The organism is Terrabacter sp. P2_E3 (assembly GCF_056403915.1).
In genome coordinates, this window is sequence record NZ_JBFUEN010000011.1 from 148116 (window position 1) to 159759 (window position 11644).

General features: G+C 71.5%; 9 protein-coding genes, 2 tRNA genes and 1 pseudogene. 4 read left to right on the forward strand and 8 right to left on the reverse strand.

The window, feature by feature from the left end; genetic code table 11:
- Positions 1-110 precede the first annotated feature (110 nt).
- The 7 genes from AC1DW8_RS16415 to AC1DW8_RS16445 form a co-directional block, all read right to left on the reverse strand.
- Positions 111-183 (reverse strand) — tRNA-Glu (locus tag AC1DW8_RS16415).
- Between the two features lie 91 nt (positions 184-274).
- Positions 275-346: transfer RNA gene (locus tag AC1DW8_RS16420), tRNA-Gln, on the reverse strand.
- Positions 347-403: 57 nt separating this feature from the next.
- Positions 404-1159 (reverse strand): HAD family hydrolase, encoded by a 756-nt coding sequence (locus tag AC1DW8_RS16425; protein ID WP_478095198.1) that lies wholly within the window; start codon positions 1157-1159, stop codon positions 404-406.
- A gap of 13 nt (positions 1160-1172) precedes the next feature.
- Positions 1173-1811, reverse strand: coding sequence for a GNAT family N-acetyltransferase (locus AC1DW8_RS16430; RefSeq protein ID WP_235508598.1), 639 nt, complete (start codon positions 1809-1811; stop codon positions 1173-1175).
- A gap of 19 nt (positions 1812-1830) precedes the next feature.
- Positions 1831-3270: a glutamate--tRNA ligase gene (gltX, locus tag AC1DW8_RS16435; protein ID WP_478095206.1), complete on the reverse strand. Its 1440-nt coding sequence runs from the start codon at positions 3268-3270 to the stop codon at positions 1831-1833.
- A gap of 210 nt (positions 3271-3480) precedes the next feature.
- Positions 3481-4260, reverse strand: a complete 780-nt coding sequence (locus AC1DW8_RS16440; RefSeq protein WP_478095199.1) for a fumarylacetoacetate hydrolase family protein — start codon at positions 4258-4260, stop codon at positions 3481-3483.
- Positions 4261-4302: 42 nt separating this feature from the next.
- Entirely contained in the window at positions 4303-5763 is a 1461-nt protein-coding gene (locus AC1DW8_RS16445) for a hypothetical protein (RefSeq protein WP_478095200.1), read from the reverse strand.
- A gap of 79 nt (positions 5764-5842) precedes the next feature.
- Between AC1DW8_RS16445 and AC1DW8_RS16450 the strand changes: the two genes are divergently transcribed.
- The 3 genes and pseudogenes from AC1DW8_RS16450 to AC1DW8_RS16460 form a co-directional block, all read left to right on the forward strand.
- Positions 5843-6715, forward strand: a complete 873-nt coding sequence (locus AC1DW8_RS16450) for a 3-methyladenine DNA glycosylase (RefSeq protein WP_478095201.1) — start codon at positions 5843-5845, stop codon at positions 6713-6715.
- 398 nt (positions 6716-7113) lie between these two features.
- Positions 7114-9504, forward strand: coding sequence for a heavy metal translocating P-type ATPase (locus tag AC1DW8_RS16455; protein ID WP_478095202.1), 2391 nt, complete (start codon positions 7114-7116; stop codon positions 9502-9504).
- A gap of 154 nt (positions 9505-9658) precedes the next feature.
- A pseudogene (locus AC1DW8_RS16460) lies at positions 9659-9943 on the forward strand (3-methyladenine DNA glycosylase); the annotation flags it as partial.
- On the opposite strand, the gene AC1DW8_RS16465 reads toward AC1DW8_RS16460, so the two are convergent.
- Positions 9871-11394 carry an HNH endonuclease gene (locus tag AC1DW8_RS16465; protein WP_478095203.1) on the reverse strand — a complete coding sequence of 508 codons (1524 nt, stop codon included), beginning with the start codon at positions 11392-11394 and terminating at the stop codon, positions 9871-9873. The pseudogene AC1DW8_RS16460 and the gene AC1DW8_RS16465 sit on opposite strands and share 73 nt — an antisense overlap.
- Before the next feature lie 39 nt (positions 11395-11433).
- On the opposite strand from AC1DW8_RS16465, the gene AC1DW8_RS16470 reads away from it, so the two are divergent.
- A partial coding sequence (locus tag AC1DW8_RS16470) for a transposase (RefSeq protein WP_478095204.1) occupies positions 11434-11644 on the forward strand: 211 nt, incomplete at its 3' end.

Genomic DNA, 11644 nt, shown 5'->3' on the forward strand with positions numbered 1-11644 from the left:
GCCTATGACGAGCGTCAGCATAGGGTGCCTCGACCGTGGGCCACCCTGACATGCAAGAAGACCCCGGTCCATGTGGACCGGGGTCTTCTTGTGCCCTCTCGAGCATCACGTAGCCCCGACGGGATTCGAACCCGCGCTACCGCCTTGAGAGGGCGGCGTGCTAGGCCGCTACACAACGGGGCCGTGAGCGGTGCCGAGCGGACTCGGCACGAGAAGAAACCTTACCGTGAAGGCTGGATTTCTCCGAATCGGCTCACGTTGCCGTGAACCAGAGCTGGGGTACCAGGACTCGAACCTAGAATGACGGAACCAGAAACCGTAGTGTTGCCAATTACACCATACCCCAAGGGGTTTCACTCCGAGCCTGCCTCGCGGCCGGTACGGGGTGAACCGAATGGGAATACTACCGGTCCGTGAGCGGTGGCCCAAATCGGCGGTCGAGCGCGGCCGCGACCTCGTCCAGACCGCGCACGGTGGCGACCAGCTCGGTCGTCCCGAGACCCCCTCGATCGAGCCAGACGGCACGCAGGCCGGCAGCCTGGGCCCCGAGCACGTCCCACTCGATGCTGTCGCCGATGCAGACCACCCGGTGGGGCTCGGCACCGACGAGCCGGCACGCCTCGAGGTAGACGCGCGGGTCGGGCTTGCCGAAGCCGAGGGTGTCGGTCGTCACGACGACCTCGAAGCGCTCGGCGAGGTCGAGGGCCTCGAGCTTGACGCGGGTCGGCGCGTGCGCGGAGTTCGTCAGCAGCGCGACGGGAAGTCCCTCCTGCTCGGCGGCGGACAGCAGTCCCGGCACGTCGGGGAAGAGCCGCTGGGCGCTGCGGAAGGCCGGGGCGTACGCGTCCTCGAAGGACCGGTGGGCGCCGTCGGGAACCTCGAGGCCGAACGCCACGGCCACCTCGGCGAGCCGACCCGACCGCATCGTGTCGAACGGGACGTCGCCGGAGGCGTAGCGCGGGAACCAGCGCTCCGGGTCGTCGTAGTAGCGCTGCGCCATGGCACGGTGGTCGAGGCCCGAGCGGTGCGGCCAGATCGCGGCGGCCGCCTCGGTCCCGGCGGCGACCATCGCCTCCTCCGTGTCGACGATGGTGTCGTCGACGTCGAGCAGCACGGCGCGCACGCCGTCGAGGACGGCGGCGAGGCTGGGCGGGTTCACGAGTGGACTCCTGTCACGGGTCGAGGCCGAAGAGGGGCAGGGCCGGGTCGACACCCTCGACGACGACGTGCCGCGACCGGCCCGAGGCGTCCCACGTCTTCCGGTCGAGGCGCACGTGCTGCAGCGTCTGCCCCGAGTGCTCGAGCACCGAACGGTGGGTGTCGTGGTAGCCGAGGGAGCGTGAGACGCCGAGCGACGGCGCGTTGTCGACCACGGCCGAGCTGATCGCCGCCTCGGCCCTCAACGGGCCGAAGGCGAGAGCGAGCACCGCGGCCCGCATCTGCCGTCCGAGCCCCCTCCCCCGCGCTCCGGCGACGAGCCAGGACGAGGAGTCGACGGTGCGGTCGGAGCGCCAGTCGGGCCCCTCGAGCCACTGGGCGCCCACGACGGCGCCCGCCGAACGGACGACGAAGGGCAGCGCCCAGTCGTCGGGCGACCACATCCCGAGGGCGCGCCAGTAACCCTGCGCGAGGACGGCCCGACGGTTCGCCGGGACGTCGAGGCCGGCATACGTCGTCGCGTGCGGGTTGAGCTCGAGGTCGTCGGGCAGCAGGGCCCACAACGTCGGCAGGTCCGCCTCGGTCATGACCGTCAGGTCGAGGTCGGCCGTGTGCAGGCGGATGCCGTGCAGCGGCCAGGACCAGCCCCCCACGCCCTCCACCCCGATGTCCTCAGAGCGAGTCGCGCAGCGACCGGAGGCGGCTCAGGGTCGAGGTCTTGCCGAGGATCTCCATCGACTCGAAGAGCGGCGGCGAGATGCGGGCGCCCGAGACGGCCGTGCGCAGCGGGCCGAAGGCGAGGCGCGGCTTGATGCCGAGCCCGTCGACGATCGCGGCGCGCAGCGCCTCCTCGATGCCCGCGGCGTTCCACGGGCTGCCCGTGCCGAGGACGCCGATGCCGTGGTCGTCGATGTCGCCGAGCACCTTGAGCGCCGCGTCGAGCACGGCCGGCGCGTCGTCCTTGAGCTGGGCACGCGCGTCCTCGTCGATGACGAGCTGGTCGTCGGCGACGAAGAACGGACGCACGAGCGCCGGCGCCTCGGTGAGCAGGGCCATGCGGGTCTGGATCAGCTCCGCGACGGACTTGAGGCGCGCCAGCTCACCGAGCGACTGCGTCTCGCCGAGCACGCCGTCGGCGACGAGGTAGGGCAGCAGCCGGCTCGCGAACTCGCCCACCTCGAGCGACCGGATGTAGACGCCGTTGAGCCAGTCGAGCTTCTTGAGGTCGAAGATCGGGCCGATCGGGTTGACCTTGGCCCAGTCGAACGTGCGGCTGAACTCGTCGAAGGTGAAGACCTCGACGTCGGCACCCTCGGCGTCCTGCTGCGGCGGGTAGGCCAGCAGCGCAAGAAAGTTCACGAGCGCCTCGGGCAGGTAGCCCTGCTCCCGGAACCACGTGAGACGGGCGGCGGGGTTCTTGCGCTTGGAGATCTTGGACTTGTCGGTGTTGCGCAGCAACGGCATGTGCGCGAACGTCGGCGGCTCGAGCCCGAGCCAGCGGTAGAGCAGGACGTGCTTCGGCGTCGAGCTGATCCACTCCTCGCCGCGCACGACGTGGGTGATGCCCATGAGGTGGTCGTCGACGACGACAGCGAGGTGGTAGGTCGGGAACCCGTCGGCCTTGAGGATCACCTGGTCGTCGGGGCGCGGCGCCGACACCTTGCCGCGGATGACGTCGTCGAAGACGAGCGGCACGTCGTCGGGCACGAGCATGCGCACGACCGGCGTCTCGCTGAAGCCGGGCAGCGCGGCGCGCTCCTCACGCGTCCTGCCGACGCACAGACGGTCGTAGCCGGTCGGCTGCTTCGTCTTCTGCTGGATCTCGCGCATCTGGTCGAGACGCTCCTTGGAGCACCAGCAGTAGTACGCGTGGCCGTCCTCGAGGAGGCGCTCGACGTAGGGGCGGTACGTGTCGAGACGCTCGGACTGGCGGTACGGCGCGAAGGGCCCACCGATGTCCGGGCCCTCGTCCCAGTGCAGCCCGAGCCACGCGAGGGTGTCGTAGAGCTGGGCCTCGGAGTCCTCACGGAAGCGCGCGCGGTCGGTGTCCTCGACGCGCAGGACGAACTGGCCGCCCTGCTGCCGGGTGAAGGCGAGGTTGAAGAGCGACATGTAGGCCGTGCCGACGTGCGGGTCACCGGTCGGGCTCGGGGCGACGCGAGTGCGCACCGGACCGGAGCCGTCCGAGGTCGAGACGCGGACGCGCTCCTCGGTGCGGATCTCGACGTGCTCGCCGGCGTCGCTGGCGGGGGAAGACGGCATACCTGTGCTGGTGGTGTTGTCGCTCATGGTGCGACCCAGCCTAGTGGGAGCCCGAAAGGGTCAGCGACGCACGAAGGTGTTGGTCAGCGACCCGATGCCCGCGATCTCGACGGTGACCTGCTGACCCGCCTCGACGAGCCCGACGCCGGCCGGCGTGCCGGTGAGGATGACGTCACCGGGCAGCAGCGTGAAGGCCGCCGAGGCGTACTCGATGATCGTCGCGATGCCGTGGATCATGTCGGCGGTCGTGCCGTCCTGCTTCACGTCGCCGTCGAGCGTCGTGACGATCGAGAGGTCGGCGGGGTCGAGCTCGGTCTCGACCCACGGGCCGAGCGGGCAGCTCGTGTCGAAGCCCTTGGCGCGGGCCCACTGGCCGTCGCTGCGCTGCCAGTCCCGGGCCGTGACGTCGTTGGCGATGGTGTAGCCGTAGATGCACTCGGCCGCGTCGTTGGCCTTGACGCCCTTGGTGATGGTCTTGATGACGACCGCGAGCTCGCCCTCGTAGGAGATCTCGCTGCTGCCGGCCGGGAGCACGACGGGGTCGAACGGACCGACGACGGCGGTGTTGGGCTTGAAGAACATCATCGGCTCGGCCGGCGCCTCGCCGCCCATCTCCTTGGCGTGGTCGGCGTAGTTCTTGCCGATCGCGACGATCTTGGAGCGCGGGATGACGGGTGCGAGCAGGCGCACGTCGTCGAGCATGACGGGCGGCTGTCCGCTCGGCTGGAGGCCGATGTAGAGCGGGTCGCCGGACAGCGGCGTGATCACCTCGCTGCCGGGGTCGCCCTGGACGATGCCGTATGCCGGGTCGTCCCCGGTCGTGAACCTCGCGATGCGCACGCGCCCACCCTACGACGGGTGGCACTCCCCCGCGGAGGGCGGTCAGCGCGGCCAGACGATCGTGACGTCCGCCGGCGACCCGGGCTGCCCGCTAGGCCGGGTGCGGTACTCCGGCACGCCGACGCACGTCCACAGCAGACCGGCCACGTCCGTCCCGAGGAGGTGTGCGAGGTCGGAGTCGCGGAAGGTCATGCCCGACGCGGCCGCGCCCAACGCGTACGCCATGAGGTGCAGGCGGCCCTCGGCGACGCCGGCAAGCAGCTGCGCCTCGCGATAGGCGTGGTCGTCGAGGTCGTCCAGTGGCGCGCCGCTCATGGCGACGAAGGCGGCGTCGCGGGCGAGGCCCTGCTCGAGGGCGGCCGCGAAGAGCTCGTCGCGGACGGACCGCTCGTCGAGAGGGCGCACCGGCGACGCGAGGTCGGGCCACCGGTGGATGCCGGTGGGCACGTCGTCGACGCCGCTGACGCCGAGCCAGTGCGGGACGTCGATGCCGCGCAGCGAGGCGCTCATGGCGTCGACGAGCACGTGGCGCGGAAGCGACCGGTCGGGGTGGAGCCGGCGGATCGACCCCTTGCTGACGACGACGGCATCGGTGCTGGGTCCGCCCTCGGCGGTGAGCGCGACCGGAGCCCCGCGCTCGAGCTCGGCGCCGAGGGCGCGCTGCTCCCCCGCACGTTGGGCGGCCGTCACGAGCGGGAACTCGAGACCGTCGGCGTCGTGGTGGCCCGACATCGGGTCGCCCGTCAGGTGCACGGCCGGGTCGCCGGGACCGAGGGCCACGAGGGCGACCGGGAACTCGTGCACGCGGTCGGCGCCGACGAGGGCGGCCACCTCGGCATCGGGGAAGGTCGTGAAGAGCCGTGCTGTCAGGCCTGCCGCGTCGGCGAGGGTGAGCGTCTGGGCCAGCATGGTGCCGGCGTCCCAGTAGATGTGGCGGAAGCCGCGCTCGCGATAGCGCCAGCCGGTGCGCCACGGCACCCCTGTCACGACGACGGTCACGGCGTCGCCCGACGGCGCGGGGCCGAGGACGACGAGGGCGTGGGCCTCGGGGTCGTACCAGTGCAGGCCCGGCTCGAGCCCCTCGACGCCCGCCCCGCGCGGCACGGCGACGTAGAGCTCGAGCGGGAAGCGCGCCCCGGCCGAGCCGGCCGCGCGGAAGAGCATGACCCCGCCGTCGGGGCGCGTCGTGCGCCGGGTGACGCCGGACGACAGGAAGAGCAGACGGGCCAGGCCGGGGAGGTCGAGACGGCTCGGCGCAACCGTCGCCGTGCCGGCGAGCACGGCGGTGGCCGCCGCCGACGACGCGGGGAGGTCGGGCGGCAGGAGGACTCGTCGCAGGTCGTCGTCGTAGCGCTTGTAGGACCGGGGCCGCCGCGTCACGTCGTTGGGCACCAGGTCCTGCACGAGCCGATCGTCATCGGGGACCTCGGTCCACTCCCGCTCCGGGGTGTAGGAGGTCAGCCGGTGCAGCAGGTGGGTGGGTCGCTCCGCGTCCGGTGCCATGAGGCCATCCTGCCCTCGGGTCGCGGGTGCGCGGTGGGGTTCGGGGCCGCGACTCGCCTACCCTCGTGGGGTGCAGGTGATGAGCGAGCCGGAGTGGCGCGAGCGGACGGCGGCGCACGAGGCGCGTGTCGACACAGCGACCTCAGCGCACCTGGCTCGCCGACGCGACCACCGCAAGCACCCGGTCGAGGACTTCCTCTTCACCTACTACGCGTTCAAGCCAGCACAGCTGCGCCGCTGGCACCCCGGGGCCGGCACGTCCCTCGTGGGGGCAGCGCACGCGCCGCAGGTCGACTGGCGCTTCTACGAGGTCGACGGCGACGTCGTCGGGGTGGACGTCGAGGCCTTCACGGCCGCCCGCGGCGACACGCTGAGCTTCGTCCGCGAGCTGCTCGTGGGCACGGCAGGTCGACCGGCGCGGTTCGGCTGCTTCGGGCTGCACGAGTGGGCCATGGTCTACCGGCTCGACCCGACCGACGTGCGGCACGCGGGATGGCCGCTGCGGCTCGGCGGCGCCGGGACCGACGCCGTGGTCGAGAGCCACCAGGTCGCCTGCTCGCACTTCGACGCGTACCGCTTCTTCACCCCCGAGGCCGCTCCACTCAACGTGTTGACGCCGACCCGTGAGAGCCAGACGGCCCTCGAGCAGCCGGGGTGCCTCCACGCCGGGATGGACCTCTACAAGTGGGCCCACAAGCTCGTGCCCGCCGTGTCGAGCGACCTCGTCATGGACTGCTTCGAGCTGGCCCGCGACATCCGCACCCTCGACATGCGGGCGGCGCCGTACGACCTGCGGGAGCTCGGCCACGAGCCGGTGCGGATCGAGACCGCCGAGGGAAAGGCGGAGTATGCCGCCGCGCAGCGCGGCTTCTCGGTCCGCGGTCAGGCGCTGCGAACCCGCCTCGTCGACGCCATCGAGCTCACGCTTCAGATCTCCCGAACCTCGAGCTGAACGCAAGCGCGGCAAGTCAGGACGTTTCATTCAGTCCGCGGGCGGCCTTCGAGAACTCGACCCGTGGCGTACTCCACCCATTGGCCGCGGCCGACTTCGGGACATGTAGCTCCGGCCGCTTGGCGAGTGGCCCACGCGTCGGCTGGGTAGCGCCTTCCGTCGAGTGCTGCGTCCACATCGAGGTCTTGTTGTACGTGCCCATCGGCGAACAGGGCGTCACAACGGATTCGGCGCCTCGTCGGGGCCAGAACAGTTCGCTCCACCGGGGCGGTGGCTCGTATTGCCGTCGCCCGCTCCGGTGTCGGGCCCGCCCGTCTCAACTCCGGCGAGGGGACCGCTGGGCGCCCCAAGGCTCATCACACCCTTGCGCATATACCCCATGGGGGTATCATGGAGACATGGACACGCACAGCGAGCACTCGATCTCCCCGACGGGCTCGTTGGTGCAGGACCCCGTCTGCGGCATGGACGTCGACCCCGCTACCAGCGAGCACCACCTCGAGCGGGACGGCCACGACTACTACTTCTGCTCCCCCGACTGCCGCGCGAGGTTCGAGGCGCGCCCGGACGCCTACCTGACCGGCCCGGCAGGACATGCAGGCTCCGGTCACGACCATCGAGAGCACGACCATCACGACCGTGAGGACCCCGCCGGCACCGCAGCGGCCCCCAGCGACGTCACCGAGTGGACCTGCCCGATGCACCCCGAGATCCGCCGGCCCGGCCCGGGCACCTGCCCGATCTGCGGCATGGCCCTCGAGCCCGTCACCGTGACCGCAGACAGCGGCCCCAACCCCGAGCTCGCCGACATGACCCGCCGGTTCAAGGTCGCCGTCGCCCTCACCATCCCGGTGCTCGTCCTCTCGATGGGGCGCGAACTCATCCCCGCCTTGAACGACGCCATCCCTGCCTCGGTGGCCACCTGGGGGCAGCTCGTCCTAGCGACCCCCGTCGTGCTCTGGGCTGGATGGCCGTTCTTCGAGCGCGGCTGGACCTCCGTCCGGACGATGAAGCTGAACATGTTCACCCTCATTGCGATGGGCACCGGCGTCGCGTGGCTGTTCAGCGTGGTCGCCACCGTCGCACCGCAGCTGTTCCCCGAGTCCTTCCGGATGGACGGGACGGTCGCCGTCTACTTCGAGGCCGCCGCCGTCATCACCACCCTCGTCCTGCTCGGGCAGGTCCTCGAGCTACGCGCCCGAGAGAGCACCTCCGGCGCCATCCGCGCCCTGCTCGACCTCACCCCCAAGACCGCACACCGGATCGACCCCGACGGGACCGAGGCCGACGTCAGCCTCGAGCAGGTCCAGGTCGGAGACCTGCTGCGCGTCCGGCCCGGCGAGTCCGTCCCCGTCGACGGAGCCGTCCAGGACGGCCGCTCGACCCTGGACGAGTCCATGGTCACCGGCGAGTCCATGCCCGTCACCAAGCGGGCCGGTGACGCCGTCATCGGCGGCACCGTCAACCAGACCGGGTCGATCGTCATGCGCGCCGACAACGTCGGCCGGGACACGATGCTCGCCCGCATCGTCCAGATGGTCGCCGACGCGCAACGCTCCCGCGCCCCCATCCAGCGGCTCGCCGACAGGGTGTCGGCCGTGTTCGTGCCCGTCGTCATCGCCGCGGCACTGGTCGCGTTCATCGTGTGGGCGACCGTCGGGCCTGAGCCCCGCCTGGCGCACGCCCTCGTCATCGCCGTCAGCGTGCTTATCATCGCCTGCCCCTGCGCCCTGGGGCTCGCGACGCCAGTCTCGATCATGGTCGGCGTCGGCCGCGGCGCCTCCCTCGGCGTCCTCATCAAGAACGCCGAAGCACTCGAGCGGATGGAGAAGGTCGACACCCTGGTCGTTGACAAGACCGGCACCCTGACCCAGGGCCGCCCCTCGGTCACCCACGTCGCCGCCGCCGACGGCACGGACCAGGACGAGCTCCTCCGGCTCGCCGCCGGCGTCGAACGCGCCAGCGAGCACCCCCTCGGGATGGCCATCGTCCGCGCCGCCACCGACGCCGGGCTGAGCATTCCTGACGTAGCCGACTTCGACGCGCCCGTCGGCAAGGGCGTCACCGGCACCGTCGACGGAAGACGCGTCCTCGTGGGCAGTCAACGGTTCCTCGCCGGGCATGACGTCGACACAGCCACCAAGGACGCCGACGCGGACCGGCTGCGCGCCGATGGCGCCAGCGCCGTCTACGTCGCGATCGACAGTCGCGTGGCCGGCGTGCTCGCCATCGCCGACCCGGTCAAGGACACCACCGCCGCCGCGTTGAAGGAGCTACGCGCGGACGGCATTGACGTCGTCATGCTCACCGGCGACAACAAGGTCACCGCGAACGCCGTCGCCCGCAGCCTCGGCATCGACCGCGTCGAGGCCGAGGTCCTGCCCGACCACAAGAGCGACGTCGTCCAGGCGCTGCGCGCCGAAGGGCGCGTCGTCGCGATGGCTGGTGACGGCGTCAACGACGCACCCGCCCTGACCGCGGCCGATGTCGGCATCGCCATGAGCACCGGCACCGACGTCGCCATCGAGAGCGCCGGAGTGACCCTTCTCAAGGGCGACCTCACCGGCATCGTCCGCTCCCGGGCGTTGTCCAAGGCCACCATGTCGAACATCCGCCAGAACCTCGTGTTCGCCTTCATCTACAACGCCGCCGGCATCCCCCTCGCCGCCGGCGTCCTCTACCCGAGCTTCGGGCTCCTTCTCTCCCCGATGATCGCCGCAGCGGCGATGGCCCTGTCCTCCGTCAGCGTCATCAGCAACGCCCTCCGGCTCCGCACGCAAGCGCTGTAGCGGCCTCGCCGAAGGGCTAGCCGCGAACGCTCTAGCCTCTCGCTTGGCAATCATGAGAGATGTCGGAGCACCCGCGAGTCCACGGCTAGGACGTCCGCTCTTCGGCATGCGGACGGGACCTACCCACAGCTGTTGATCCGATCCTCGCGCATAGATGGACGTCTACACGTGGGCCCACAAGCTCGTGCCGGCCGTGTCGAGCGACCTCGTGATGGACTGCTTCGAGCTGGCCCGCGACATCCGCACCCTCGACATGCGGGCGGCGCCGTACGACCTGCGGGAGCTCGGCTACGAGCCGGTGCGGATCGAGACCGCCGAGGGAAAGGCGGAGTATGCCGCCGCGCAGCGCGGCTTCTCAGTCCGCGGTCAGGCGCTGCGCACCCGCCTCGTCGACGCCATCGACGTCGTCACCTCAGCCGAGACCGCGCGCCGGCCCTGACCGGGGAGCAGGGGTGGCGCGTGGGAGGTGTAGGTGTGCCCGGTCGGGGTGGTGATGCGCACTGTGTGGGGTGCGCCGGGTTGTCGGGTGAGGATGGTCGCGGCGGTGAAGCCGGGGAGCTGTTTGGTGTGGTTGCAGCGCACGCAGAGGCCCTGGCCGTTGGTGTCGTTGGTGGGTCCGCCATCCGCATGGTCGTGGATGTGGTCGAGGTGTCGGGCAGGGGCATCGCACCAGGGGGTGCGGCAGATGCCGGTGTCGCGGGTCAGGAGGTAGCGCCGCAGTCCTGCCTCGAAGGTGCGGCGGGTGGAGTCCATCGCGACGAGGGTGCCGGTGGCCGGGTGGGTGTAGAGCCGCCGTAGCCACACCGTCGCGGGGGCCGAGCGTTCGTTCACCGGGTCACTGGACCGGGTGAGCAGCGTGCGGGCCCAGACGGCAGGGACGGTGCCGTAGCCGGGGATCTGCGCGGGCGTGGTGTTGCCGGCGAGAAGGGCCCGGTCGGTCTTGACGAGCTGGACCTCGACGGGGACCGCGTCGGCGGCAGTCTGCCCGGTGAGCCGGGTGACGAACGTGTCGGCCATGACCTGGCCCTTGCCCCGCTCGTCGCCGCCGGCGCGGGCGGTATCGGCGGCCGCAGTGAGGGCGGCGTGCGCGGCAACGGCCTGCGCGACGGGGAGCAGAGCGGTGACGTAGGCCATCGTGTCAGGGGCGGGCCGGATCGTGACCCGCCGCTCGGCCTCCGCCTTCGCCGCCCGGGCCATGACCGAGGCAGCGTCGACGCGGTACGCGGCGGCGCGGACCCGACGGGCGAGCTCGCGGTCGCCCAGGGCACCGACCTGCTCGCCGACGTCCCGGGCGTCACCGGCGTCACCCACTGGCCCGACGACCTCGGAGTCGACGAGGGTGCGCTGCTCGCTCGTCAGGGTCGCGGTCTCGGTGATGATGATCTGCGCGCGCCACTCGCTGACCTCACCCGCCTCGAGCGCGGCCAGCGTGTGCGGCATCTCCGTGGTCAGGGCGAGCGCCAGCCGCACGTGCTGCGCGCCGCGGACGGGTGACTCGCGCCAGGCCAGGGCGACCTGCGCCGCGACCCCCGTCAGACCCGACGAACCTCGCCTGCGCGACCGGGTCGATGGCTGCCCGGTCGCCGCACCCTCGTCGTCGACCGACGCGGCGCGGGCCTGCCCCCGCGCGGCGCGCCACCCGTCGAAGTCCCCGGCGTCGGAGCACTCCCGCGCCCGGTCGAGCCAGGCCTGTGCGACCTGCGCCTGGGACTCGACGAAGGCCGCCGTCACCCGCACCTGGGCCGCGGCCGCCGCGGACTTCACACGCTCGAGGACCGCGAGATGGTCGACCCGCTCCTGGTCCGAGTCCCCGTCGGACCCGACTCGCGACAGCGCCGACACGAGAGCCTCCAGGTCCTCCGCCGTCACCATCGCCGCGCCTTCGAACATGTGTTCTGCATATCTGCTTGGGTGAAGTAGGATCTGTGGATGACCGCGAATCCGGTTCGGGGAGTGGACTACCCGTCCACCTACCAGCAGCTGCTGGAGTGGTTCCCGGACAACCAGTCCTGCCTGGACTACCTGGCCGGACTGCGCTGGCCCGACGGGTTCGTGTGCCCGAAGTGCGAAGCCACTGAGTTCTGGCGCACCGGTGCCGGGCTGTGGATGTGCCGGGCCTGCGGGCGGCGCACGTCGGTCA

Bases quoted from the DNA above. Each gene is read 5' to 3' on its own strand.
- gltX (WP_478095206.1), bottom strand. From the start codon at position 3,270: ATGTCGCTCTTCAACCTCGCCTTCACCCGGCAGCAGGGCGGCCAGTTC.
- AC1DW8_RS16445 (WP_478095200.1), bottom strand. From the start codon at position 5,763: ATGGCACCGGACGCGGAGCGACCCACCCACCTGCTGCACCGGCTGACC.
- AC1DW8_RS16450 (WP_478095201.1), top strand. From the start codon at position 5,843: ATGAGCGAGCCGGAGTGGCGCGAGCGGACGGCGGCGCACGAGGCGCGT.
- AC1DW8_RS16455 (WP_478095202.1), top strand. From the start codon at position 7,114: ATGGACACGCACAGCGAGCACTCGATCTCCCCGACGGGCTCGTTGGTG.
- AC1DW8_RS16465 (WP_478095203.1), bottom strand. From the start codon at position 11,394: ATGTTCGAAGGCGCGGCGATGGTGACGGCGGAGGACCTGGAGGCTCTC.